This is a genomic window from Rhodanobacter sp. Col0626, from assembly GCF_049994385.1.
Lineage (GTDB): Bacteria > Pseudomonadota > Gammaproteobacteria > Xanthomonadales > Rhodanobacteraceae > Rhodanobacter.
Genome location: NZ_CP188260.1, coordinates 1,361,623 through 1,385,740 on the forward strand (window position 1 = coordinate 1,361,623; position 24,118 = coordinate 1,385,740).

The 24,118-nt window shown below is 64.4% G+C and carries 21 protein-coding genes; 11 read left to right on the plus strand and 10 right to left on the minus strand.

Annotated elements, in window-relative coordinates:
- Window positions 1–7: 7 nt before the first annotated feature.
- Window positions 8–2,305 (minus strand): catecholate siderophore receptor Fiu, encoded by a 2,298-nt coding sequence (locus ACPPVV_RS05510; protein WP_426703176.1) that lies wholly within the window; start codon window positions 2,303–2,305, stop codon window positions 8–10.
- Between ACPPVV_RS05510 and ACPPVV_RS05515 the strand changes: the two genes are divergently transcribed.
- On the plus strand, window positions 2,202–2,570 hold the full coding sequence (locus ACPPVV_RS05515; protein ID WP_426703294.1) for a hypothetical protein: 369 nt from the start codon (window positions 2,202–2,204) through the stop codon (window positions 2,568–2,570). The two genes, ACPPVV_RS05510 and ACPPVV_RS05515, sit on opposite strands and share 104 nt — an antisense overlap.
- Window positions 2,571–2,696: 126 nt before the next feature.
- On the opposite strand, the gene ACPPVV_RS05520 is transcribed toward ACPPVV_RS05515, so the two are convergent.
- The 3 genes from ACPPVV_RS05520 to ACPPVV_RS05530 all read right to left on the minus strand — a co-directional run bounded on the left by ACPPVV_RS05520 (window position 2,697) and on the right by ACPPVV_RS05530 (window position 7,523).
- On the minus strand, window positions 2,697–4,841 hold the full coding sequence (locus tag ACPPVV_RS05520; protein ID WP_426702463.1) for a M13 family metallopeptidase: 2,145 nt from the start codon (window positions 4,839–4,841) through the stop codon (window positions 2,697–2,699).
- Window positions 4,842–4,974: 133 nt separating this feature from the next.
- Complete coding sequence (locus ACPPVV_RS05525) at window positions 4,975–6,813, minus strand: M14 family metallopeptidase (protein WP_426702464.1); 1,839 nt, start codon at window positions 6,811–6,813, stop codon at window positions 4,975–4,977.
- A gap of 47 nt (window positions 6,814–6,860) precedes the next feature.
- Window positions 6,861–7,523 carry a DUF502 domain-containing protein gene (locus ACPPVV_RS05530; protein ID WP_426702465.1) on the minus strand — a complete coding sequence of 221 codons (663 nt, stop codon included), beginning with the start codon at window positions 7,521–7,523 and terminating at the stop codon, window positions 6,861–6,863.
- A gap of 175 nt (window positions 7,524–7,698) precedes the next feature.
- Here ACPPVV_RS05530 and ACPPVV_RS05535 point away from each other — a divergent pair, with 175 nt between their 5' ends.
- Together ACPPVV_RS05535 and ACPPVV_RS05540 are read left to right on the plus strand one after the other, a co-directional pair.
- Window positions 7,699–8,220, plus strand: a complete 522-nt coding sequence (locus ACPPVV_RS05535) for an RNA polymerase sigma factor (RefSeq protein ID WP_426702466.1) — start codon at window positions 7,699–7,701, stop codon at window positions 8,218–8,220.
- Window positions 8,221–8,222: 2 nt separating this feature from the next.
- The gene (locus tag ACPPVV_RS05540) at window positions 8,223–8,873 is read left to right on the plus strand and encodes a hypothetical protein (protein ID WP_426702467.1); all 651 of its coding nucleotides are present in this window, start codon (window positions 8,223–8,225) and stop codon (window positions 8,871–8,873) included.
- A 129-nt stretch (window positions 8,874–9,002) separates the two neighbouring features.
- Here the strand turns inward: ACPPVV_RS05540 and ACPPVV_RS05545 are convergent, their stop codons facing one another.
- Entirely contained in the window at window positions 9,003–9,455 is a 453-nt protein-coding gene (locus tag ACPPVV_RS05545) for a DUF4442 domain-containing protein (protein WP_426702468.1), read from the minus strand.
- Between the two features lie 142 nt (window positions 9,456–9,597).
- Entirely contained in the window at window positions 9,598–10,467 is an 870-nt protein-coding gene (gene trxA, locus ACPPVV_RS05550) for a thioredoxin (RefSeq protein ID WP_426702469.1), read from the minus strand.
- Between the two features lie 127 nt (window positions 10,468–10,594).
- Between trxA and ACPPVV_RS05555 the strand changes: the two genes are divergently transcribed.
- The 8 genes from ACPPVV_RS05555 to nadD all read left to right on the plus strand — a co-directional run bounded on the left by ACPPVV_RS05555 (window position 10,595) and on the right by nadD (window position 19,410).
- Window positions 10,595–11,212, plus strand: coding sequence for a paraquat-inducible protein A (locus ACPPVV_RS05555; protein ID WP_426703177.1), 618 nt, complete (start codon window positions 10,595–10,597; stop codon window positions 11,210–11,212).
- Entirely contained in the window at window positions 11,209–11,862 is a 654-nt protein-coding gene (locus ACPPVV_RS05560) for a paraquat-inducible protein A (RefSeq protein WP_426702470.1), read from the plus strand. Before ACPPVV_RS05555 ends, ACPPVV_RS05560 begins: the two co-directional genes overlap by 4 nt.
- Entirely contained in the window at window positions 11,855–13,558 is a 1,704-nt protein-coding gene (locus tag ACPPVV_RS05565) for an intermembrane transport protein PqiB (protein ID WP_426702471.1), read from the plus strand. The genes ACPPVV_RS05560 and ACPPVV_RS05565 overlap by 8 nt, the downstream gene beginning before the upstream one ends.
- Window positions 13,555–14,187, plus strand: coding sequence for a PqiC family protein (locus ACPPVV_RS05570; RefSeq protein ID WP_426702472.1), 633 nt, complete (start codon window positions 13,555–13,557; stop codon window positions 14,185–14,187). Before ACPPVV_RS05565 ends, ACPPVV_RS05570 begins: the two co-directional genes overlap by 4 nt.
- 115 nt (window positions 14,188–14,302) lie before the next feature.
- Window positions 14,303–17,140, plus strand: a complete 2,838-nt coding sequence (gene leuS, locus ACPPVV_RS05575; RefSeq protein ID WP_426702473.1) for a leucine--tRNA ligase — start codon at window positions 14,303–14,305, stop codon at window positions 17,138–17,140.
- A 5-nt stretch (window positions 17,141–17,145) separates the two neighbouring features.
- Complete coding sequence (gene lptE, locus ACPPVV_RS05580) at window positions 17,146–17,694, plus strand: LPS assembly lipoprotein LptE (RefSeq protein ID WP_426702474.1); 549 nt, start codon at window positions 17,146–17,148, stop codon at window positions 17,692–17,694.
- A complete protein-coding gene (gene holA, locus ACPPVV_RS05585; RefSeq protein WP_426702475.1) occupies window positions 17,694–18,704 on the plus strand; it encodes a DNA polymerase III subunit delta in 1,011 nt (336 codons plus the stop codon). The genes lptE and holA overlap by 1 nt, the downstream gene beginning before the upstream one ends.
- A gap of 49 nt (window positions 18,705–18,753) precedes the next feature.
- Window positions 18,754–19,410: a nicotinate-nucleotide adenylyltransferase gene (gene nadD / locus ACPPVV_RS05590; protein ID WP_426702476.1), complete on the plus strand. Its 657-nt coding sequence runs from the start codon at window positions 18,754–18,756 to the stop codon at window positions 19,408–19,410.
- A gap of 58 nt (window positions 19,411–19,468) precedes the next feature.
- Here nadD and ACPPVV_RS05595 read toward each other — a convergent pair whose 3' ends face one another.
- The 4 genes from ACPPVV_RS05595 to ACPPVV_RS05610 all read right to left on the minus strand — a co-directional run bounded on the left by ACPPVV_RS05595 (window position 19,469) and on the right by ACPPVV_RS05610 (window position 23,910).
- Window positions 19,469–21,037: a PepSY-associated TM helix domain-containing protein gene (locus tag ACPPVV_RS05595; protein ID WP_426702477.1), complete on the minus strand. Its 1,569-nt coding sequence runs from the start codon at window positions 21,035–21,037 to the stop codon at window positions 19,469–19,471.
- Window positions 21,038–21,047: 10 nt separating this feature from the next.
- Window positions 21,048–21,311, minus strand: coding sequence for a hypothetical protein (locus ACPPVV_RS05600; RefSeq protein ID WP_426702478.1), 264 nt, complete (start codon window positions 21,309–21,311; stop codon window positions 21,048–21,050).
- A gap of 114 nt (window positions 21,312–21,425) precedes the next feature.
- A complete protein-coding gene (locus ACPPVV_RS05605; protein ID WP_426702479.1) occupies window positions 21,426–21,722 on the minus strand; it encodes a hypothetical protein in 297 nt (98 codons plus the stop codon).
- Window positions 21,723–21,726: 4 nt separating this feature from the next.
- Window positions 21,727–23,910 carry a TonB-dependent siderophore receptor gene (locus tag ACPPVV_RS05610; RefSeq protein ID WP_426702480.1) on the minus strand — a complete coding sequence of 728 codons (2,184 nt, stop codon included), beginning with the start codon at window positions 23,908–23,910 and terminating at the stop codon, window positions 21,727–21,729.
- Window positions 23,911–24,118: the final 208 nt, after the last annotated feature.

The window sequence follows — 24,118 nt, forward strand, 5'->3', positions numbered from 1 at the left end:
GCCGACGTCAGAAGCGGAGGTTGGCGGTGAGCATCGCGGCGCGCGGCGAGCCCGGGGTGTAACGGTACCCGCTCTTGTTGATCGCCGCGACGTAGTCCTTGTCGAACAGGTTGTACAGGTTCAACTGCAGGTCGAGGTGCCTGTTGATCGGGTAGCTGGCCATGGCGTCGAACACCCAGTACGCCTCGGTGTAGGCCGGCGTGCCAACGGCGCCGTCGGTGCCGCGTTTCATCTCGCCGGCATAGCGGGCACCGCCGCCGATGGTGAGGTTGAACGGCAGGTGATAGGTGGTCCAGGCGGTGAATGCGCTTTTCGGTGTATAGGCGAGGTCGCTGGAACCGTCGTTGGCCACGTGGCTGCCATTGATGACCTTGGCGTCCATCGTGGTGTAGCCGGCGCTGACCGCCCAGTTGTCGGTGAGCTTGCCGACTGCGCTCAGCTCGATACCCTGCACGCGCTTCTTGCCGATCTGGTAGTACTGCAAATCGACCGGATCCTGCACCAGGTCGTTGCTGACGGTGGTGCGGTACAAGGCGCCGGTCAGCAGCAGCTTCTCGTCGAGCAGTTCCCACTTGGTGCCCAGTTCGACGGTGCGGGCTTTCTGCGGGTCGAAGTTGGGGTTGTCGGCGCTGTTGGCGGAGGCACTGAGGGTCAATGTGTTGCCGCCCGGTGGCTCCTGCGACACGGCGAAGTTCGCGTAGATACTGCCGTTCGCTGATGGCTTGTACAGCACGCCGAGCTTGTAGTTGGGCAGGTTGCCGGACTTGGTGGTATCCACGCCGGGCACGACGCTGCCAGCCGCCAGGTTGCCGCAGACCGGGGCATTGCGACCGCCGCAGATCACCGTGCTGCTGAAGTCGGTCTTGTAATGATCCAGCCGCACGCCGGCGTTGACCTGCCATTGTTCGCCGAACTTCAACGTGTCGAACAGGTAGGCGGCTTCGGTGGTGGTCTTGCCGCTGCTGTGGGCGCCGGTTTGCCCGTAGATCAGGCCGCTGACGTCCGCATTGGGGTGATACAGGTTGGCCGCCGGCCACGTGCTGCCGTTCAGCGCACCCAAGCCGGTTGTGCTGGCCCTTTCCTGGGTCAGCTCGATGCCGGCGCTGAGGTTGTGGGTGATGCCGCCGGTTTCAAAATTCGCGGTGACATTGGTCTGGTTGGTGACGATGCGGTTGACCTGGTCCTTGAAGGTCGGGTTGCTGCGCGCAATCGTCCAGGTCGAGGGATCGTCGACATCGGGCGTCAGCAGGTTGGCGGTGCTGCCCATGAACGAGGTCAGCAGGTAATCCTGATGTGTGCGGCCCCAGCGGGTGGTGTTGTGCAGCGCCACGTCCGGCGAGAAGTCATGCTCGACGATCACGGTGAACATGTCCGCCTTCACGTTGTCGTGGTCGGCGTTGGTGCCGTAGAAGTTATCCGGATCGACCATGGCGGCGTTGGTGAGGAACGAACGTGTCGGATCGGGGCTGCTGTAGCCCGGCAGGCCGATGGTCGGCACGCCGCCGTCAGGCAGGTTGTTCTGCTTCACATGCAGGAAGTCGACGTAAACGCGGGTCGGCGTCTTCAGGCCGAACGCCAGTGACGGGGCGATGCCCCAGCGATTGTTCTCGACCTTGTCGCGGCCCGGTGCACCGCTGTCCTGGCCCATGACATTGAGGCGGAACGCGGAGGTTTCGCCCAGGATCTGGTTCCAGTCGGCGGTGGCGCGCTGGTGTTGCCCGCTGCCGTAGCCGATCGAGCCGGAGATGCCATTGCCCAGCAATGGCTGCTTGCTGGCCAGATTCACCGCACCGGTGGGTGAGGTGCGGCCATTGTCGGTGCCCGCCGGGCCTTTGGTGACCTCGACCTGCTCGATATTGAATATGTCGCGGGAGATCGAGCCGAGGTCGCGCACCCCATCGACGAAGATGCTGCTCGAGGTGTCGAAACCGCGCATGTAGATGCCGTCACCGGTGGTGGTGCTGCCGTTCTCGCCGACAAAGAAGGTGCCTACGCCCGGGCTGTTGCGCAGCGCCTCGGTCAGCGTGGTGGCGCCTTGTTGCTGGATCAGCTCCTTGGTGATCACGCTGACCGTCTGGGTGGTGTCGAGCAGCGGCTGGGTGAATTTCGGCGAGGACAGTTTGTCGACGCGATAGTCGTTGCTGGTCGCTTCCACCTTCACACCGGGCAGGTTCTTCGCGTGGACGACCTGGGGGTCGGAGGTGGACGAAGTCGTCGACATGTCCGTAGCCACGGCGGGAAAGGCCAGCGCCAAGCCGGTAAACAGCGTGGCCGCCGTCAGCATGGTCGCGTTGGCGGGCGACATACGTCGGCTGACAGGGTGTTTGCGGGAGGTAATGGATGCCATGGGGATTCCGTTGTTGGATGTTGCGTTGCGGTCGACAGGCCTGGCAGGTCTGGCGAATGCAGGTTGTGGCCGACAGGAAGCGCGCAGCCGTTCGGCCGCGGGCGTCGTCTCGACGACGGCGATCAATATTCAGAAACTCGGAAACTTTCCGGCGACGATCCATTGCCGGAATCGAGCCGGAGCAGTTGCATACGATATTTTTAATGAGAATGATTTGCAATAGCTTTGCGCTGTTTTATGCTGCCGCGAGGTGAAATCGGGGGGTGTCGTCCACAAAAAAGCCCCGCATTCGCATGCGGGGCTTTTGACTGCATCGCCGCGGTGACCCGCGGCTTTCAGTGGTGTCGACTTACCAGATCTTCACCTGCTTGTCGGCCGGGGCCACCATCTTGTCGCCCGGCTTGCACTGGAACGCGGTGGCGAAGGCCGGCATATTCGACGGCGCACCGATCGCACGCAGCGAGGCGGGTGCGTGCGGATCGACGTTGAGGTAAAGCAACGCCTGCTTCTCGCGCACGTCGCCGCGCCACACGCGCGCCCAGTTCAGGAAGAAGCGCTGGTCCTGGGTGTAGCCGTCGATCTTCTTGCCGGCTTCCTCGGGGTTCTTCTTCAGCGCTGTCTGCAGGGCGTCATAGGCGACGTTAAGGCCGCCCAGATCAGCGATGTTCTCGCCCAGGGTCAGCTTGCCGTTGACGTGTGCATCCGGCTTGTCCTTGATCGGCGCGTAGTTGTTGAACTGCTGCACCAACTTGTCGGTGCGTGCGTCGAACTTGGTGCGATCAGCCTTGGTCCACCAGTTGACGTTGTTGCCGGCACCGTCGAACTGGCTGCCCTCGTCGTCGAAGCCGTGGCTGGCTTCGTGGCCGATCACCGCACCGATGCCGCCGTAGTTGATCGCGTCGTCGGCCTTGGCATCGAAGAACGGCGGCTGCAGGATCGCGGCCGGGAAGTTGATCGTGTTGTCGGTCGGGTTGTAGTACGCGTTGACCGTCTGCGGGGTCATGCCCCAGTCCTTGCGGTCGGTCGGCTTGCCGATCTTGGCGATGTCGTAGTCGTAGTTGAACTTCGCCGCGGCCATGGCATTGCCGTAGTAGTTGTCGCCGGTGACGGTCAGGCCCGACCAGTCGCGCCATTTGTCCGGGTAGCCGATCTTGGGCAGGAAGGTATCCCACTTGGCGATCGCCTTGGTCTTGGTCTCGTCGCTCATCCAGTCAAGATTCTGGATGCGTGCCTTCAACGCATTGCGCACGTTGTCGACCAGCTCCTGCGCACGTGCCTTGGCTTCGGGCTTGAACATCTCGGCCACGTACAGCTGGCCCAGCGCTTCGCCCATGGAGCTGTTGACGGCACCCAGCACGCGCTTCCAGCGGGCCTTCTGCTCCGGCTGGCCGGACAGGGTCTTGCCGTAGAAAGCGAACTTGTTGTCCTGGAAATTCTTGCTCAAATAGTTCGAGGCATCGTCGATCGTGTGGAAGCGCAGATAAGCCTGCCACTGGGCGACCGGCGCCTTGGTCAGCTGCTTGTCGAACTCGGCAAAGAACTTCGGTTGCGACAGCGAAAAGCCCTTGTCGACGGTCACACCCTGGGCGCTGAAGAACTTCTCCCAGTTGAAATGCGGGGTGGCCTGATCAGCGGCCTTGACGGTGACGAAGTGATACTGGTTCTTCGGGTCGCGCTCTTCGACCCGGCTCAGTGAGGCGGCGGCCAACTTGGTTTCGAACGCCAACACGTCGGCGGCCTGCTTCTTGGCATCGGCCTCGGCCACGCCGGTCAGTTCGAGCGCCTTGGCGATGTATGCGACGTAGGCATCGCGGATGTCCTTGTACTTGGCGTCGCTGTAGTAGTCCTTGGTCGGCAGGCCCAGGCCTGCTTCATTGGCGTACGCGATCTGCATGTCGGCGTGCTGGAAGTCGGCACCCGAACCGAACTGGAACACCTGGCCGTCACCCTGGACGTAGCTCTTGGTGATGTAGTCGGCCACGTCGCTGCCGTTCTTCAGGCCGGCGATGGCCTCGAGCTTGGGTTTGATCGGGTCGAAGCCGGCCTTCTCGATGGCGTCTTCGTTCATGCCTGACTGGTACAGCAGTCCGATCTTCTGCTCGATCGAGCCGGCCTTGGCGCTGGTGGCGTTCTTGGCGGCCTTGTCGACGATGTCGTGCTGGGTGTTCAGGCTGCCCTCGGCCAGCTGATCGAATGCGCCCCAGCGGGTGCGGTCGGACGGGATCGGGTTGGCGGCTACCCACTTGGCGTTGACGAAGCCGTTGAAGTCCTGGCACGCGTTGACGTTCGGGTCCAGATCGCTGACGTCGAAGATGCTCTTGCCGAGATCGGCCATGGCGGTAGTGCTGCCCGTGGCCGGTGCGGCCGCTGGCGCGGTGCTTGCGGCGGCCGGCGCGTTGGTGTTGGCCGACTCCTGCTTGCCGCAGGCGCTCAGTGCCAGGGCACCGCTTACGGCCAGTGCCAGCGCCAGGGGCTTCAAATACTGCTTGGTCATGGATATCCCTCTGTGAGTGATGTCGCCCGTCGGGCGGGTACGTTGGTGATGCGTTGGCGGCGCTCTCGGTTTTCCCCCTCAAAGCGCAGCCATACCTGTTCAAGCTAGGTCAAACGTCATGGGTCAAACAGTGTCAAAGGTCAGGGGGGGTAACCCTGCCGTCCGACGCCGAGCGGTTCGGCTCCAAATGCTGCAGTTGCGCGGTATCCAGTCGCAATACCGGATAGGCGCCCACGTGTTGGGCGGCGTACCAGGGCGAGTGTTCAAAGAAGAACTGCAGCCGGGCGCCGGTGCTGGCGGCGAAGGCGGGGTCGTCGTGCAACCTGCGCCCGAACTCCGCCTTCAGTGCCGGATCCTTCGCCAGCATGTCGCGCGCCAGCTTTTCCACCACGCGCGGTTCGCCATATTCCTTGGCCTCGAACACGGCATTGAGATAGCCCCAGTGCAGCAACGAATCGGGCGCCTGCGGTTCGAGCAGCTGGATCGCCACGTTGGCGGCCCGCTGGTCCATCGGCACGATCACCGAACCGGCCGGCAGGGTCACTTCGCTTGGCACTTCGCGCAGGGTGAAGTCGCGCAGCATAAGGTGGCCTTCGAACGGCTTGCCTGCCCACTTCGGATCATCCAGTTGATAACCCTCGGCGCGAAGCGTCAGTGGATGATCGATGCGCCGATACTGGATGCCGTGCGCGTCCAGCTTGTCGATGATGGCAGTCCATTGCGCGGGCACCACATAGGCGGCTGGTGGAGTGATCGAGACATCCGGCAGCAGGCCGTTCCAGTTGTCGATGGTGTAGTTCTTGCGCTGGCTTGGGTCATAGTGAATCCAGTTGCTGTTGGAGATGTCGCTGTGGCTGACCGTGAATACGTAACCCTTGAGTTCGTAGGGTGCGGCTTCGGGATCGGCCTTGAACGTCAGCGGCACACTGGCGCTTGTGTCGCGGGCGCGCGCAAGGGTGTCGGCGTCGGCGCGGGCGGTGGCGGCGAGCAGGGCAGCCGGATGCCGATCGACTTGTTCCAGCATCAGCTCGACCAGGTCGTAGGTGGCGCGCACGCGGTTCTCGTAAGTCTTCAGCATGTGCGTTTCGATCAGCAGCGCAGGGCGGTTCTGCAGTGCCGCGTACCCGGTGGAGAAACGCGGGCCGGAACCGAAGTTCTCGATGCCCTTGCGCGGATCGCGCCCGTCCTTGAACTCCAGGTAGATCGAGGCGAGATGGCCGCGCCTCTCATATGCCGGCATGGCGTGGTTGACGATCGCATCGTGCTGCCACGCGCTTACCGCCGGATCGAGCTTGTGCGGATCCTCGGTGTACCAGGTGAGGTCGTACTGGTAGTCGGCGCCGTCGGTGGTGTGCACGTCGATCAGGAAGTCCGGCAGCCAGCGTTGCCACAGTTTCAGCCACGCACGCATCTCTGGCGCGTCGGCCTTGATGTAATCACGGTTGAGGTTGAGGTATTGCGACTGGCCACGGAAACCCATGCTCGCCGGGCCGTTCTGGTTGATGCGGTGGTATGGCGAGGAATTCTCGTGACCATCCACGCTGAACACCGGGATGTAGACCAGCACGACATGGTCGAGCAGATGGGGATATTTGCCGGTGATCGCGATATCGCGCAGCAGCATCAGTCCGGCGTCCTTGCCTTCGATCTCGCCGGGATGGATGCCGGCCTGCACCAGCACCACCGGCTTGGCCGCCTTGCGCGCGCCGGCAGGATCGAACGTGCCGTCGCTGCTGGCAATCACCACCATCATCGGCCGTCCCTGCGGCGTCGTGCCGAAAGTCTCCAGATGAATCATGCCTGGCGCCGCGTGTTGCAGACGACGCAGATACGCCAGCGTGTCGGCGTAGCTTGGCGTGGTTTGAAAGTGGGCCGCCTCGGCGGGCGTGGTCCAGTCGGCATCGGTCGGGCCGGCGGCCTGTGCGGTCATGGCGGCAACGCCAAGCAGAATGGCAAGCGACAATCGCAACATGTTGTTCCTTGGCTTGAGGCAGCAGCGCAACCGCTGCCGCTGTGTTTCTACGGGGTTTCGGCGGGAAGGCGGCGCGATGCGGGCAGCGTATCGGGCGCCACCGCACCGCCGGAAATGATGAAGGCCATCGCCTGGTCCATCGTCCAGTCGGTGGGGGTCAGCTCATCCACCGGTACCAGTTCCAGATAGCCGCCGGTCGGGTTGGGTGTGGTCGGAATGTACACGGCGGCCATCTCGCGGCCGCTGCCTTCCTCGATCATCACCCGCGTGACAAAGCCCACCACCTTCATGCCGCGGCGGGGGAAATCGATGAGCACCACGCGTTGCATGCCGCTGGGTTTGTTCTGCAGCACCGCCATCAGTTTCTTGGTGCCGCCGTAAATCGTCTGCACCAATGGAATGCGCGCCAGCAGGGCATCGAACGCATTGATGAAACGCTGGCCGATCATCCGCGTTGCCACGAAGCCGAGCAGATACAGCGCGGCCAGCGTGATCACCAGTGCGATGCTGAAGGTCAGCCATTCGCTGTTGAGCGTATCGGCGGTTCGCGGTGCCACCAGCGCCAGCATGCCGAGCAGCCCGGCAACCAGCGGCGCGCCAATGCCGGCCAGCAGGCCCAGCACGAACTTGAACACCAGCCAGGTCACCCACAGCGGGATGAAGGTGAGCAGGCCGGTCAGCAAGTAGCGTTTGAGGCGCAGCGGCGGCATGGGCTTTCCGGGGTATTGGGACTCCCGCATTGTAGGCGAGGGCGAAGATGGTCGTGGGTGGAGGATTCTGCTTCTTCTTTTCCAGCTTGACGGGGGCGTCGGTTGATCCCGCATGGCTTGTGATTTTTTTTCGTACCCTGCGAATCATGGTTGGAACGGTGAGGGAAACGGCTCCATGAAATCCAGGGAACAACAGCGACGCTTCGAGGCATTGCTGCACGAGCATCGGAAGATCGTGTTCAAGGTGGCGGGGCTGTACAGCCGCAACACCGCCGATCGCGATGATCTGGTGCAGGAGATCAGCACGCAGCTGTGGCGCTCGTTTGGCGCGTATGACGCGGCGCGGGCGAAGTTCTCTACCTGGATGTACCGCATTGCGCTGAACGTGGCGATCTCGCAAGTGCGGCGCGATCGCGGGCCGGACTCTGATCGCTTCGAGCCGTTGCAGGCGCATCACCTGGAAACGGTCGGTGGTGGCGAGGGGATTGCAGAACCGGACGAGCGGCTGACCGCGCTTTACGCCTTCATCGGCCAGCTTGATCCGCTCAACCGGGCGCTGATCCTGCTGTACCTGGAAGACCGCAATTACACCGAAATGGCCGAGATTCTCGGCATCAGCGAAACCAATGTGGCGACCAAGATCGGTCGCATCAAACAGAAGCTGCGCGGGCAGATGACCGCGTCCACCGGAGCATGACCATGGAACTCGATGAGATGAAACTCGCCTGGAAAACGCTGGATCGCCGGCTCGAGCAGCAGCACGCGTTGAATGTGCAGATTTTCCGCGATACCCGGCTGGACAGGCTGCGACGCGGGTTGCGCCCGTTGGTGTGGGGGCAGGCGATCCAGATGCTCATTGGCGTGGCTGGCCTGTTCGTGTTCGCGCCGATCTGGACTTCGCATCTGCATGAGCCGGCGGTGTTGCTGGCCGGCATCGTGATGCATCTGTATTGCCTCGGGCTGATCATCGTCGGCGCGCTGGTGCAGGCCAACGTCGCGCAGATCGATTACGCCGCGCCGGTGCTGGTGATCCAGCGCCAGCTGCTGAAGCTGCGTCGGATCTACGCGGTGGGCGGCGCACTGGTGGTGGGCCTGCCGTGGTGGTTCCTCACGGCACCGCTGCTGGTGGTGTTGAGCCGCGGCGTGATCATGCAGAACGCGCCATGGGTGATCTGGATCCAGTTGGCGATCGGCGTGGCTGGCCTGCTGGCCACATGGTGGTTCTACCGCTGGTCGCATCGACCGGAGCGAGCTGCGCTGGCGCGCAAGCTGGACGACAGCACCACCGGCGGCAGCATTCGCCGCGCGCAGGCGGCGACGAACGACATCGCGCGGTTCGAGCAGGAGTGAGGAGTCGGCTGTTGGCAGGATGACCAACTGCGCCGTTGAAGTGCAGGGCGATTCCAGCCTGCGCCGGAATGCAGGTGGAGAGGTTGGTACGTGGGTTTGCGCGGGGCAGGAAGATCTGTGCGAATACGCTCAGCGCGCCTTCGGTTTCAGCCGCACATAGATCTGCTTGCGTACCACCGCGATGACTTTGCCAGAGGCGGTGGTCACTTCGGTCTCGAACCAGCGCAGTACTTTCTCTCCACCGGCGGCGGCCGTGCGCAGTTCATCGACGACGCTGCTTTCGAGCTTGAAGTGGGCGTAGACGTCCTCGTAGCCCGGCGCGACGAAATCGATGGTGCCGGCCTTGTCCCATACGTAGTAGTCGCCGCCGAGCTGGTGCATCGCCAGCAGCATCCAGAACGGATCGACCATCGCGAAAAGATTGCCGCCGAACTGGCTGCGCACGTAGTTGCGGTTCCACGGACGCAGCCGCAACACCACCTTCGCCTCGCTGTAATCGTCGCTGAGCGACTGGATGCGGATCGCGTTGAACAGGAATGGCGGCCACAGGTTGATCAGGCGGCGGAAGGTGGAGGCGCGCATCAGGATTCGTCCGTCGGGGATGGCGCGATCTTACCCGAACGTACGCGATGGTATGGAATATTGGGGGCGAGGACGGCAGATAGCGGCACACCGCAGTTCCGCTGTTGATTTCACCCCGTTTCCCGTTCCCTGGTCCCCACGATCAGAACAGCAACGATGCCATCCGACGACGGTATCGTCCGACCAGCTCGGCATCGTCGAGCGTGGCGAACGCGGCCAGCAGGCGTTTCTTGGCCTGACCGTCGTTCCAGTCGCGGGCTTTCTGCAGGATGAAGAGGAAGTGCTCGAGGCCACCTTCGGCGTCGCCCTGCAGCAGCAGGTGCACGCCGAGCTGGTCGCGTGCTTCCCAGTCGGCCTCGTTGGCCTGCACGCGCTGCTGCAGTTCGGTCAGGGCGGGGGCAGCATCCAGCGCTTGTGCCAGGTCCAGCTCGCTGCGCAGGCGCACGGCGCGGGCGTCGGTAGCCAGGTTGGCCGGCAACGCGACGAGCTGCGCTTCGGCCGCGCCGGTCTGGCCGGCACGCATCAGCGCCAGTGCCAGGTCGAGTTTCAGTTCGGGTTTGTCCGGTGCGGTGGCGATGGATTGCTGCAGTCGGTTGATGGCCTGTTCGGGTGTCTCCTGCACGGCCTCGTCACCGGTTTCGTCAGCCACCGGAGCCTCCAGCGGCTGGATATGGCGCGACAGGAATTCACGCAGCTGGCCTTCCGGCAGCGCGCCGGTGAAGCCGTCGAGCACCTGGCCGTCCTTGACCAGTACCACGGTCGGGATACTGCGTACGCCGAACATGCCGGCCAGTTCCTGCTGCGTGTCCACGTCGACCTTGCCCAGGCGGAACGCACCGTTGTACTCGGCGGCGAGTTTCTCCAGCATCGGGCCGAGCGTCTTGCACGGTTCACACCAGTTAGCCCAGAAATCCACCAGCACCGGTGTGGTCAGGGAGGCTTCCAGGACATCGGCTTCGAAAGTCTGCTGGTCCACGTCGAAGACGGGGGCGAGGGCGGTGGCATCGGTCACGGTAAACTCCAGCTTGGCGGATACGCTTCAGATCAGGGTCCGCGGTCGGCATATCAAGCGGTTCACCGCCTTCACTTCAGATTTGCGAGAATCCATGGATCGTTACGCCAGAGCCGGCATCGACTGCATGGGCACGACCTCACCGACAACGTTGCTGATCTGCGAGCACTGCGACACGGTTTATCATCGTCGCACGCTGAGCCGTGGCGAAGTGGCGCGGTGTGCGCGGTGCGGTGCGGAGCTGGAGCGGCATCATGCGTTGAGCGTGAACGCGATGCTGGCGCTGGTACTGACGGCCATCATCGTTTTCGTGCAGGCGAACATGTGGCCCATCGTGACACTGGGACTGAGCGGACAGCACAGCAGCACGACGCTGTGGGGCATGATCATCGCGATGTGGCGCGAGCAGGCACAGGTGGTCGCGGTGCTGGCGGCGCTGACGCTGTTCTTTTTCCCGCTGGTCAAGATGCTGGCGCTGGGCTGGTTGCTGTGGTTCGCCCGTCGCCGGGAGCGTGCACCGGGCTTCGTGCGGCTGATGGTGATCCTGCACTATCTCGGGCCGTGGACGATGAGCGAGGTATTCGTGCTCGGCGCACTGGTGGCGATCGTGAAGGCCCACAATTATTTTGATGTGACGGCGGACCCGGGCATCTATGCGTATGCAGCGCTGACGTTGTTGATCACCATTTTTGCCGGGGTGGATCTGCGCCAGCTATGGGACGACACGGCGGAGCGGTCGACATGAGCGCCCTGCAGCGTGCCACCGACCTGGGTCTGATCGCGTGCCCCGTATGCGGGCTGGTGTGCCGCAACGTACCCGGCGACGAACGCCTGGACGGTGACGGCGTGGGCGACCACATGGCTTGCCCGCGATGCGACGCCACCCTGCGCCGGCGCAAGCCGAAATCGTATACGCGGACCTGGGCGCTGCTGATCGCGGCCTTCTTCATGTACATACCGGCCAACGTGGTGCCGATCATGCGCACGGCCAGTTTGAACGATGTGGACGACAACACCATCATCAGCGGCGTGGTCGAATTGTGGCGCAACGACTCCAGCGACCTGGCGATCATCGTGTTCACGGCGAGCATCCTGGTGCCGATGTTGAAATTCATCGCGCTGACGACGTTGCTGATAAGCAGCCATCGCGGCAGCGGCTGGGCGCGGGTGCAGCGTGCGAAGCTGTATCGACTGGTCGAGCTGATCGGCTACTGGTCGATGCTGGATGTGTTCGTGGTGGCGTTGCTGACCGCGCTGGTGCGATTCAGCGTGTTGAGCCGGGTGGAGCCATTGCCCGGGGTGATTTTTTTCGGCCTGACCGTGGTGTTGACCATGCTGGCCTCGATGAGTTTCGATCCCCGGTTGATCTGGGACGGCAGGGACATTGATGACTGACGACAGCCACATCGAAAAGGACGGCCAGGAGGGCGGCGATCTGCCGCAGCCGGTGGTGAAGCGACGCCGTTTCAATGCCTCGCTGATCTGGCTGGTGCCGGCGCTGGCGGCATTGGTGGGACTGTCGCTGGTGATCAACAACTGGCTGCAGGCGGGCCCGCAGATCACCATCAGCTTCCAGAGTGCCGAAGGGCTGGACGCCGGCAAGACGCCGGTGAAATACAAGAACGTGGTGATCGGCCGGGTCAACAAGATCCATCTCAATTCCGATCGCAGCCATGTGCTGGTCAAGGTGGCATTGGAAAAGAGTGCCGAGGGTTTCGCCACCCGCGATACCCGTTTCTGGGTGGTGCGGCCGCGGATCGGTTTGGGCGGAGTGTCCGGTATCGATACCCTGTTGTCCGGCGCGTTCATCGGTGTCGATGCGGGTGATTCGAAAGAGCCGCAGGATGAATTCAAGGGGCTGGAGGTGCCGCCGGCAGTGAACCATGGCGCGCCTGGCCGCAGCTTCGTCCTGCACAGCGATGACCTGGGCTCGCTGGATATCGGTTCGCCGGTGTATTTCCGTCGCATCCAGGTTGGGCAGGTGGCGTCATACCAGCTCGACAAGGACGGCAAGGGCGTGTCGTTGCAGATCTTCGTGAATGGCCCGAACGACCGGTTTGTCAGCCGCTCCTCGCGCTTCTGGAACGCCAGCGGCGTGGACGTGTCGATCGGCGCAAACGGTTTGAAGCTCAACACGCAATCGCTGGCAACCGTGCTGGCCGGCGGCGTGGCTTTCCAGGATCCACCCGGGCCGCACGACAGCACGCCGGCACCGGAAAACAACGCATACAAGCTGTTCGACGACCAGACCACGGCGATGGCGCCGCCGGATGGCGCGCCGAGCTACATCCAGATGCGCTTCGAGCAGTCCGTACGCGGGCTGGCGGTGGATGCGCCGGTGGAATTCCTCGGCATCAACATCGGCAAGGTGGTGTCGGTGCGCCTCGACTATGACGAGCAGAAACAGCGCTTCCCGGTCATCGTGGGGGCGGTGGTCTACCCACAGCGTCTGGGCAAGGCCTACGACAAGCTGGAAGCGCTGGCCAAGTCCCGTGGCGAGAATGCCGACCTGTCACAAATGATGGGGCGACTGATCGACCACGGCCTGCGTGCGCAGGCGCGCACCGGCAACCTGCTTACCGGTCAGTTGTATGTGGCGATGGATTTCCTGCCGCACGCGCCGAAGGCGACCTTCGACCCGGCCGCCCGGCCGATGAACATTCCCACCGCGCCGGGCAGCTTCGACAAGCTGCAGGAGCAGTTGGCCGAGATCGTCGACAAGATCAACAAGGTCCCGTTCGACAGCATCGGCAAAAACCTCGACCAGACCCTGGCCGGCCTCAATGCCACGTTGAAACAGGTCAATGGCGAGACCCTGCCGGCGTTCAAGGACACCTTGCAGGGTGTGCAGCAAACCATGGGCTCGGCGAACGACGCGCTATCGGTGGATTCGCCGCTGCAGCAGAACCTCGGCGCCACGTTGGAGCAGGTGCAGCGAATGGCCCGCTCGCTGCGCGTGCTCACCGATTACCTGGGTGGTCATCCGGAGGCGCTGATCCGTGGCCGTCGCCCGGATCCCGTACCGGCAGCCTCGAAGCCGGCCGGTACCCAAGCGCCAGCCGCCACAACGCAGCAAGGGAGCAAGCCATGATCCGGATCGCAACGCGTTTGCTTGGGGCGGGAGCCATCTTGGCCCTGGCTGCCTGCGCCTCGAGTCCGCTGCATTACTACACGCTCGTGGCGCCAGCTGACTCGTCAGGCCCGGTTCCTGACGAGGCCTCGCCGTCACCGCCTTTCGAGCTGTTGCCGGTCGGTGTGCCGGCGCAGGTCGACCAGCCGCAACTGGTGGTGCGCCAGGGCGCACAGGGCATGGCACCGCTCGACAGCGAGCGCTGGATCGCCCCACTTGGTGACGAAGTGCGCAGCGCACTATCCGCCGACCTGGCGCGCCAGCTGCACAGCCAGGACGTCACCGGCATGGTTGGCAGCGACAGGCCCGGCGGCGACAAACCGTTGCTGCGGATCAAGCTGGACTTGCGCCGTTTCGATTCGCAACCCGGCGGCTACGCGCTTATCGAGGGGGCCTGGAGCGTGCGCCTGTTGCATGGCACACGGACCGGTACGCTGGGTTGCACCAGTCGGATCAGCGAAGCTGTGGGGTCGGGTTACGACGCCCTGGTACAAGGGCATCAACGCGCCATCGGTCGGTTGGCGGCACAGATCGCCGCGACGGCACGCGCGCTCGGCAACGGCCAGACGCCGGTCTGCCCGGCGGATTGAGCGGCTTCACGCCGGGATTTCGTGCTTGGCGCCCGGCCCGGGCTGGGCTAGTCTGACCAGTTCACCGCGGCCGGCTTCCGCCGGCTCGCGCCAACCGCATCACGGCAACGGAATCATGCAGGACACTCAAGCCCCGACCTCTCCCGAACAGGATGAAGCTGCCTACCGTCCGCAAACCGTGGAGGCCGCCGCCCAGCAGTACTGGAACGCGCAGCACGCCTACGAAGTAACCGAAGACACGTCGCGGCCGAAGTTCTTCTGCCTGTCGATGCTGCCGTACCCGTCGGGCGCGTTGCACATGGGTCACGTGCGCAACTACACCATCGGCGACGTGATCAGCCGCTACCAGCGCATGAATGGCAAGAACGTGTTGCAGCCGATGGGCTGGGATGCCTTCGGCCTGCCAGCCGAGAACGCCGCGATCAAGAACAACACGGCGCCGGCGAAGTGGACCTACGCCAACATCGACCATATGCGCAGCCAGCTGAAATCGCTGGGTTACGCGATCGACTGGACCCGCGAGTTCGCCACCTGCCGGCCCGAGTACTACCGCTGGGAACAGTTGATGTTCACCCGCCTGCTGAAAAAGGGCATGGCGTACCGCAAGAACGCGGTGGTGAACTGGGACCCGATCGACCAGACCGTGCTTGCCAACGAGCAGGTCGTCGATGGCCGTGGCTGGCGCTCCGGCGCGGTAGTGGAAAAGCGCGAGATTCCGCAGTGGTTCTTGAAGATCACCGACTACGCGCCGGAATTGCTCGATGGCCTGGATACGCTGCCGGGCTGGCCCGACGCAGTGAAGACCATGCAGCGCAACTGGCTTGGGCGCAGCGAGGGTCTGGAAATCCATTTCGCGGTGGAAGGCGAAGCCGATCCGCTGACCGTCTTCACCACCCGTCCGGACACGTTGATGGGGGTGAGCTTCCTGTCGATCGCGGCCGAACACCCGCTGGCGTTGAAGGCGGCACAAGGCGACGAAAAGCTTGCCTCCTTCATCGCCGACCTGAAACACGGCGGCGTCTCCGAGGCCGAGCTTGAAACCCAGGACAAGCGCGGCATGGACACCGGCCTGCGCGCGATCCATCCGATCAGTGGGGAACCGGTGCCGGTGTGGGTCGCCAACTTCGTGCTGATGGGCTACGGCACCGGTGCGGTGATGGCGGTGCCTGCGCACGACCAGCGCGACTGGGAATTCGCGCAGAAGTACAGTTTGCCGATCCGGATGGTGATCGTCGATGCGTCGGTCATCGATGCGTTGAACGAGATCAGCCACGACCTGTCGCAGGGCGTCGGCATCGATCCGATGCGCGCCGCCCTGCGGGGGCGTGACAGCAACGCACAGGATATTTCTGCACCGGTACGCGCGATCGAGGAATTCGAACGGCGCATTCGCGAGGATGCGGCATGGACGCCGCGCGGCGTGCTGGTGAATTCCGGCGAATACGACGGCATGGATTTCGCCCAGGCGCTGGCTGCGCTGGCCGACCGCTTCGAGCGTGACGGCAACGGCACGCGGCGGGTCAACTGGCGTCTGCGTGACTGGGGTGTTAGCCGGCAGCGCTACTGGGGTTGCCCGATTCCGGTGATCTATTGTCCGAAATGCGAAGCGGTGCCGGTGCCGGAGGACCAACTGCCGGTGGTGCTGCCCGAGGACGTGGCGTTCAGTGGCGTGCAGTCGCCGATCAAGGCCGACCCCGAATGGCGCAAGACCACCTGTCCGCAATGCGGCGGCCCGGCCGAACGCGAGACCGACACGTTCGACACCTTCATGGAGTCGAGCTGGTACTACGCGCGCTACACCAGTCCCGGTGCCGACGCACAAATCGACGGACGCGCCAACTACTGGCTGCCAGTCGACCAGTACGTTGGCGGCATCGAACACGCGATCATGCATCTGCTGTACTTCCGCTTCTATCACAAGCTTTTGCGTGATGCGGGCATGGTGCATTCGGATGAGCCGGCGCAGAACCTGCTGTGCCAGGGCATGGTGATCGCCGAGACGTTCTACCGCGACAACGCCGACGGATCGAAAGACTGGATCAATCCCGCCGCGGTCGACGTGCAGCGCGACGACCGTGGCCGCGTCACCGGCGCGGTATTGGGTGCGGACGGCCAGCCGGTGCAGATCGGCGGTACCGAGAAGATGTCGAAGTCGAAGAACAACGGCATCGACCCGCAGACCATGGTTGACAAGTACGGTGCCGACACCGTGCGGTTGTTCTCGATGTTTGCCGCGCCGCCGGAACAATCGCTGGAATGGAGCGAGGCCGGCGTCGAAGGCATGGCGCGCTTCCTCAAGCGGCTGTGGCGTGAAGTGACCGCGCACGCGGCGGGTCCCGATCATAAAGCGGTGGCCGCAGGCCACTCCACATCCCTTCCCCGGCATGCAGGGGAAGGTGCCGAAGGCGGATGGGGTGACGCCGCAGACGTTATCGATCCCGCCACACTGGATGCAGCTCAGAAAGCGTTGCGCCGCCAATTGCACGAAACCATCCAGAAAGTCAGCGACGATTTCGGCCGCCGCCATGCGTTCAACACCGCGATCGCCGCGCTGATGGAGCTGCTGAACGCGCTGGGCAAGTTCCATGACCAGACCGAGCCGGGCCGCGCCGTGCGCCACGAGGCGCTGGAGGCGATGGTGCTGTTGCTCAACCCGGTGGTGCCGCATATCAGCCATGCCCTTTGGCAAGTGCTGGGTCACCCCGAAGCCGTGCTGGAAGACCAGCCATGGCCGCAGGTCGACCCGGCCGCGCTGGTACGCGACACGCAGACGCTGGCGGTGCAGATCAACGGCAAGTTGCGCGCTACCATCGAGCTTGCCGCCAACGCGTCGAAGGAAGACGCCGAGGCGCTGGCCCGCGCGCAACCGCAGGTGGCGCACTTTCTGGAAGGTCTGACCGTGCGCAAGGTCATCGTGGTACCTGGCAAGATCGTCAACATCGTCGCAGGATGAAATCCATGAGCATCATCAAAGCGGGTCGCCTGTTACAGGCATTGCTGTTGCTGGCATCGGCGCTCGCGCTGGCCGCCTGCGGTTTTCACCTGCGCCAGAACGCAACGCTGCCGCCACAGATGCAACGGATTCACCTCACGGTCAATGGTGGCCGCGACTTCGAGCGTCACCTTGCACGTGCGCTGGAAACGTCCAACATCACTATCGAAGACAACAGCGGCCCGGGCATTGCCGAGTTGCACGTGCCGGTGGCTGCGTTCAGCACCGAAACCCTGAGCGCCGGCGGCTATGTACGCATCACCGAATACGCCGTGCGTTACCGGGTGCAGTTCGACGTCACCGACAGTGCCGGCCAGGCCCTGGTGCCGAGCCAGCTCATCAACATGTCGCGCGAGTACAGCTACGACGCCACCAACACCGTCGGCAACGCCTCGCAGGTGGAGGAGATCCAGCGCAGCCTCAACGACGACATGGTGCAGGCGATCCTGTTCCGCCTGCAGGCCGCCAGCAAGCATGAGCTGGCCGCGCCGGCAAGCGCCACCAGCACGCACTGATGCCGCTCAGTACCGGTCAATGGCAGAAGGCGCTGTTGGCTGACAGCCTGCAGCCGGTGTATCTGCTGGCCGGCGAGCAGTTGCTGGTGCTTGAAGCGGCCGACGCGTTGCGCGCACAGGCGCGCAAGCTCGGTTACAGCGAACGCGACGTGCTCGACGTTGGCCAGCATTTCGACTGGAACGACCTGGCGCGTGCGGCGGCGGCCATGTCGCTGTTTGCCACCCGGCGGCTGATCGATCTGCGTTTGCCCACTGGCCGCCCAGGCATCGAGGGTGCCAAGGCGATCAATGCGTTCTGTGCCGATCCGCCGCCGGACGTGACCTTGCTGGTCAGCGCGATGGAGTGGAGCAGCAAGCACGACGGCGCCTGGAGCAAGAAGCTGGACGCCAGTGGCACGATGGTGGTGTTCAACGCGCCGCGACCGAACGAATGGGCGAGTTGGATCGGCACACGGCTGGCCTCGCGCGGGCTTTCCGCCACGCCCGATGCGGCGGCCCTGTTGGCCGAGCGCGTGGAAGGCAACCTGCTGGCTGCCGCGCAGGAAGTGGACAAGCTGGCCGTGCTGCATGGCGAGGGACGCATCGACGCCGCCGAGATGGAAAGCCTGGTGGCCGATAGCGCGCGCTATGACGTGTTCAAGCTCACCGATGCCGCTTTCACTGGCGACGGTGCGCGTGCCTTGCGCATCCTCGCTGGACTGCGCTCCGAAGGCGACGAACTGCTCGCGCTGATGGGCTGGCTGGTCAATCAATTGCAGCTCGCATTGCGCCTGGCCAACGCCGCGGATCTCGCGGCGCAATTCCGCACCGAACGCCTGTGGCAGGCGCGCGAACAACTGTTTCGTCAGGCCTTGCGCCGTGCTCCACGCGAACATTGGCTGCAGTGCCTGGCGCGTGCCTCGCGCATCGATCGCATGGTCAAGGGCCGCGAGCAGGGCAATCCGTGGCAGGAAGCCGAACGGCTGATCGCCGCCATCGCCGAACCACGTGCCGCCAGGGCGCTCGCATGACACGCTCCCACCCCCGCTTGAACGGGCGGGTGGGGGAGGGGTAAAGCTCATGCCGCATCCATCCAGCAGCCCGCTCGCCATTTTTGGCGGAACCTTCGACCCGGTGCATCTGGGACATCTCAGCGTGGCGTGGGAAGCGGCCGAGTTGCTCGACGCCGAAGTGCGCCTGCTGCCGGCCAGCATACCGCCGCATCGCGATGCCCCGGTCGCTTCGGCGTCGCAGCGCGTGGCGATCCTGCGCGCCGCGCTGCAAGGCCAGTCGCGGCTCACGCTGGACACGCGCGAACTGGATCGCGAGGGCCCGTCCTACACCATCGATACCTTGTTCGAGTTGCGCGCGGAGCAGGGCGAACGCCCGCTGGTTCTGCTGGTCGGCGCGGACGCGTTCGCCGGACTGGCCAGTTGGCATCGTTGGCGCGAGCTGTTCGACGTGGCGCATATCGGCGTGCTGAGCCGGCCAGGCGTGGCAGCCGACCTGCCTGATGAACTGGAGCGTGAGGTGGCCGGGCGCCGCATTGCCGACACTTCCGTGTTGTGTGCGCTGCCGGCGGGCAAGCTCATCGAGCTCGCGGTGACTCCGCTGGAAATCTCCGCCACCCGCATCCGCGAACTGCTCGCCGACGGGCGCGATCCGCGCTATCTGCTGCCAGCCGGGCTGTTCGGCGATGCCCGTCTGCTGGCACCGTATCGCAGCTCTATCGCGTAGGAGTCCACTGCCGGGCGATGCTCTTGCTTCGGGAAAAGCATCGCCCGCCAGCGGGCTCCTACGGGTAGTGAGGGGAAGTGGCCCACACGCTGTTGGTTTCGCCGCTGCGAGCGCGCCGCGCCGTCGCCCTTGCCAGCGCTACGAACCCCGCCGCCAGCGCCAGCGCACCGAGGTCGATGGCCCATAGCGCGTCATGCCCCGCCGCGGCGCTGCGCCAGAACCACCAGCCAGTGGCAAGGCCGTGCGCCAATGGCACCAGCGTGGTGACGACCGCGGCCAGCCACAGCAGTTCTTCCGCCGCGCGTACCGGAGCGCGCCAAGATGCCCACAACACGCACGTTGCCCAGCTGCCGAAGCAGACCCAGTGTTCGCCGGTATCTGCGTTCCAGCCCAGCCACGGCAACAGTTGCGCCGCGACGAACGCGGCGGAAATCGCCACGCAGACACCGATGCAGATGCCCACGGTGGCGCGGGCCATGATGAGCGACGAGCGGCCCTGTTCCGTTTGCCGGCGTTTGCGTCGCGACTCGATCCAGAGCAGGTTGCCGGAGTAGAACAGGAACGCGCCGCCCAGCCCGAGCAGGAAGTAAAACCATTGCACGGCGACACTGCCGTAGTCGCCGAAGTGCAACGCGTACATCGCCGCCAGCGTGGCATGGTTGGCGTCGCGGCTACCGGGAAGCTGGGTGGCGAGTACGGCGCCGTCAGTGGCATCGAGTGCCACCGCGCCACCGCCCAGTCCTCGGGGGGATGTACCGGTGATCTCGATCACTGCGTGGGCGTCGCCGGCATGGTCGAGTTTGAGGTAGCCCGGCACGAAATCGGCAACGCCGTGGCCGCGCGCCACTTCGATCGAACGCGCGTGCCAGGTTGCCAGCGAAGACAGTGGCTTGGCGACATCGGCGCGTTGCACCGTCGGCGCGGTATTCATCGCCGCCGCCGAGGCAGCCATCAGCTTGCCGCCATAGACCAGCGGATTCAGCGCCATCATCAGCGCGAACAACAGGCACAACAGTGCGCCGGTAACTGCAAACACGATGTGGAACGGCAGGCTCAGTACACCGATCACGTTGTGTGCGTCCTGCCAGAAACGTTTGAGGTTGCGCCCGGGGCGCAGTGCGAACAGATCCTTGGCCAGTCGCGGCAGGTGGATCACGAAACCGGATACCAGTGCGATGCCGTAAAGCAGGCTGACCACACCCATCAGCCAGGTGCCGGCCACGGGAATGCCCAGCGTGTAGTGCAGCTCGTTGACCAGTTCGGGCAGGCTGGCACCAGGGCGGACCGTGCTGCCGGCGGCGTTGCCTGGCGTGGCGAACAGCCAGATGCCCTGGCGGTCTTGCCAATACGCGGTGGGTTGCGCCAACTCGTAGCCGGGGAAGGTCATGCCGAGGTGCTCGCGTGCCTCGGGATGCCGTGCGAGGACCTCGTCGAGCAGGTGCTGTGCATCGTCGAGCGAGGCGGACGCTGTGTCGATGGCGTGCGGCGTCGCCCACTGTTGCAGGTCATGGTGGAACACCGTGATCGCACCGGCGTAGAACGCCACGAACAACGCGAAACCGGCGACCAGCCCCATCCACGAGTGCAGCGTGGTGAAGGTGCGCAAGGTGGCGGGCTTCAATTTCATGCGGTCGTCCTCAACGGACCCATCCGGACAGCTGCAACAGCCATAGCAGCCCCTGCGCGAACAGGGCCAGCCCGCCCAGCCACAGCCAGGCGCGCTTGCCACTGGAAAAACGGAGGCTGGCGCAGACGATGCCGATCCACAACGGGAAAAACGCGAGCAAGCCGATCACCATCGTCGATTCCCACGGGCCAGGCCAGAGCCAGCTGACAAGGCCGACCAGCGCGGCGGCGAGGAAGAAGCCGGGCACGATGCCGGCGCTGACGCGGGCCCACATCAGCGTGCGCACTCCTGTGGGAGCGGCTTCAGCCGCGACGCTTCGACGCTGGGGGCGTCGCGACTGAAGTCGCTCCCACAGGGAGGTGGCAAGGTGCGGTGCCGATCGCACATGTCAGCCGGGCTCCGCCGTGGTGACATCGGCATCCGGCGTGCCGACGAACAAGGCCACGTACGGTTGTACGGCCAGCGCCAGCATCCAGCTGGACAGCATCGCGCACAAGCCGGCAGCGGTGCCGAGCGCGCTGGTCCAGATCAGCAGCGACAGCATCGCCAGCGCGACGCCAACGATGCGCGCGATGCGTGGCCGGCCGCGCAACGCGTTCCACATGCAATGCGGCGACGCGGCGTACAGCGCGATGGCGGACAGTGCCGCCATCGCGAAAGCCGTCACGCTCAGCCAGGTGGCCATGCGCTTACCAGCGGTAACGCGCGCTGGCGGTGACCGTCCGCTCGTAGCCGTAATAGCACCACGTGGCACTGTTGCAGACGGAGACGTATTCCTTGTCGGTCAGGTTCATGGCGTTCAACTGGAAGCGCCAGTTGCCTGTGTCGTAGTGCACGGCGGCGTCGAGCAAAGTGTACGAGGGGGTCTTCCAGTCGTTGTAGATGTCACCGTAGTGATCGTCCACGTAGCGCACGCCGCCACCGAAGCCGAGCCCGGCCAGCGGTCCGCTGACGATGGTATAGTCGGCACCCAATGAAGCCTGCTGCTTCGGAAGCAGGGCGATCTGCTTGCCCAGCGAGGGCAGGTCGTTGGTCTGGGTGACTTTCGAGTTGCTGTAGGTGTAGTCGCCGTAGACGCTGAGGTTGGGACCGATGTTCCAGCGACCTTCCAGCTCCACGCCGCGCAGGCGCGTCTCGCCCTGCTGCACCTGGTACAGGGTGTGGTTCGGGTCGATCGTCAGCGAGTTCTGCTGGGTGATCTGGTAGGCGGACAGGGTGAGCAGGCCGTTGCCGCCGGCCGGCTGGTATTTCAGGCCGGCTTCGTACTGATTGCCGGTCGTCGGACTGAACGCCTTGCCGGCGAAGTCGGTGCCCACGGTGGGCTGGAACGAGTGCGACCACGACACGTACGGCGCCAGGCCATTGTCGAACAGGTAGTTGACGCCTACACGACCGGAGAACGCGTCATCGGTCTGATGGGCAGTGCTGGCGCCGATGACATTGTCGGTGTCGGTTTTCACGTGGTCCTGGCGACCGCCGAGGGTGATGCCCCAGCGGCCCAGCTTGATCTGGTCCTGCAGGTACACGCCCAGTTGCGACTGTATCTGGACGGTGTGGCTGGTGTAGGCCGGGACGGTGACGGGGCTGCCGTAGACCGGGTCGAAGATGTCCAGCGGCGGAGCGTTGAAATCGAACGCGGAGGCGTAGTCGTCGTTGGAGCGGCGGTAATCCACGCCAGCCAGCAGCACGTGTTGCACGCGGTCGCCATCGAAGGTGTATTGCAGGTTGTTGTCCACACCGAAAGTCTTGGTGTGGTTCTCGTTCGGGAACAGGTAGCGGATCAGGGTGCGCTCGTCGTCGAGCAGGCCGAACGCGCCCACGTTGGCGCCCTTGTTGTCGACGTCGGCCTTGCCGTAGCGGAGATTCTGGTTGAATGCCAGGCCGCTGGCGAAATCGTGGTGGAATTCGTAGCCGATCGAGGCGATGGTCTTGTTGTAGTCGTTCTGGCCCGGTTCGCCAGTGAAACGGTGGGTCGGGATCTTGCCGTTCGGGTTCGGCAGCAGGGTGCCGTCGGCGGGCAGGAAACCGCCGCCGGAGGCGGTGTTGGATTTCTGGAAATGCGACAGCACGGTTAGCGAGGTGGTGTTGCTGGGCTTCCAGGTAAGCGCCGGGGCGAGGTAGTAACGGTCGTCCTTGATGTAGTCGACCATGGTGTCGCTGTTGCGTGCCAGCCCGGTGAGCCGGTACAGCACGGTGCCGGAATCGTTCAGTGGGCCGCCGAAGTCGAACGCCGCCTGGCGCAGGTCGTCACTGCCCAACTGCACTTCCACCTCATGCAGCGGTTGCTCGGTCGGGCGCTTGCTGACCATGTTGATCATGCCGCCGGGCGGCATGGCGCCGTAGACCACCGATGACGGGCCCTTCAATATCTCCAGGCGTTCCAGCCCGTATGGTTCGATGCGGGTGATCTCGGTGCCCGAGCCGGCTGGCAGGGCGAGCCCGTCCATGTAGCGCGCCGGCGTGAAGCCGCGCACCAGCAGCCAGTCGCTGCGCGAATCGGGACCATAGCCGCCGCCTTGCGCACCGGCGGTGTACCAGACCGCCTCTTCGACGCCGTGGATGCCCCGCCGACTCATCTGTTCGTCGGTGATTACCGAGACCGATTGCGGAATTTCGATGATCGGCGTGTCGGTCTTGGTCACCGAATCGCTCCGTTTGGCGATCGGGGCGGTGACCTGCACACCCTCCAGCGTGGTGGCCTGGGGTTGCGTGCTGGTGGCGTCGTCAGCGGAGGGTTCAGCGGCATGTGCCGGGGTCAGCCATGCGAGCGAGGCCAGCAGGGGCAGGCCAATCAGTGCGCAACGGATCGCCTGCGAAAGCAGCGGGCGGCGCAGCGTAGCGGCGCTGGGGAGGGACATGAGGGAGGTGGACATCAGGGACCTTGCAGGCAGATTTGCGGAATCGGACCGGCAGCACCGTTGAATCGGGAGTCCCGGACATTTCCGCACCGGGCGACGCGTTCCGGTCGGGCTCAAGGCGCCGTCCATGATCGGGTCAAGGTGAGAATGATTCTTATTGTACGGATAGTCTTGCGGCACGACAATCGTGCCCGCGGGCTTGCCCTGCGGCGCGGCGTCGCGG

Bases quoted from the DNA above. Each gene is read 5' to 3' on its own strand.
- ACPPVV_RS05530 (WP_426702465.1), bottom strand. From the start codon at position 7,523: ATGCCGCCGCTGCGCCTCAAACGCTACTTGCTGACCGGCCTGCTCACC.
- ACPPVV_RS05600 (WP_426702478.1), bottom strand. From the start codon at position 21,311: ATGTGGGCCCGCGTCAGCGCCGGCATCGTGCCCGGCTTCTTCCTCGCC.
- ACPPVV_RS05510 (WP_426703176.1), bottom strand. From the start codon at position 2,305: ATGTCGCCCGCCAACGCGACCATGCTGACGGCGGCCACGCTGTTTACC.
- ACPPVV_RS05535 (WP_426702466.1), top strand. From the start codon at position 7,699: ATGAAATCCAGGGAACAACAGCGACGCTTCGAGGCATTGCTGCACGAG.
- ACPPVV_RS05560 (WP_426702470.1), top strand. From the start codon at position 11,209: ATGAGCGCCCTGCAGCGTGCCACCGACCTGGGTCTGATCGCGTGCCCC.
- ACPPVV_RS05545 (WP_426702468.1), bottom strand. From the start codon at position 9,455: ATGCGCGCCTCCACCTTCCGCCGCCTGATCAACCTGTGGCCGCCATTC.
- ACPPVV_RS05595 (WP_426702477.1), bottom strand. From the start codon at position 21,037: ATGAAATTGAAGCCCGCCACCTTGCGCACCTTCACCACGCTGCACTCG.
- nadD (WP_426702476.1), top strand. From the start codon at position 18,754: ATGCCGCATCCATCCAGCAGCCCGCTCGCCATTTTTGGCGGAACCTTC.
- ACPPVV_RS05525 (WP_426702464.1), bottom strand. From the start codon at position 6,813: ATGTTGCGATTGTCGCTTGCCATTCTGCTTGGCGTTGCCGCCATGACC.
- ACPPVV_RS05555 (WP_426703177.1), top strand. From the start codon at position 10,595: ATGGGCACGACCTCACCGACAACGTTGCTGATCTGCGAGCACTGCGAC.
- lptE (WP_426702474.1), top strand. From the start codon at position 17,146: ATGAGCATCATCAAAGCGGGTCGCCTGTTACAGGCATTGCTGTTGCTG.
- ACPPVV_RS05520 (WP_426702463.1), bottom strand. From the start codon at position 4,841: ATGACCAAGCAGTATTTGAAGCCCCTGGCGCTGGCACTGGCCGTAAGC.
- ACPPVV_RS05570 (WP_426702472.1), top strand. From the start codon at position 13,555: ATGATCCGGATCGCAACGCGTTTGCTTGGGGCGGGAGCCATCTTGGCC.
- holA (WP_426702475.1), top strand. From the start codon at position 17,694: ATGCCGCTCAGTACCGGTCAATGGCAGAAGGCGCTGTTGGCTGACAGC.
- ACPPVV_RS05605 (WP_426702479.1), bottom strand. From the start codon at position 21,722: ATGGCCACCTGGCTGAGCGTGACGGCTTTCGCGATGGCGGCACTGTCC.
- ACPPVV_RS05540 (WP_426702467.1), top strand. From the start codon at position 8,223: ATGGAACTCGATGAGATGAAACTCGCCTGGAAAACGCTGGATCGCCGG.
- leuS (WP_426702473.1), top strand. From the start codon at position 14,303: ATGCAGGACACTCAAGCCCCGACCTCTCCCGAACAGGATGAAGCTGCC.
- ACPPVV_RS05610 (WP_426702480.1), bottom strand. From the start codon at position 23,910: ATGTCCACCTCCCTCATGTCCCTCCCCAGCGCCGCTACGCTGCGCCGC.
- ACPPVV_RS05565 (WP_426702471.1), top strand. From the start codon at position 11,855: ATGACTGACGACAGCCACATCGAAAAGGACGGCCAGGAGGGCGGCGAT.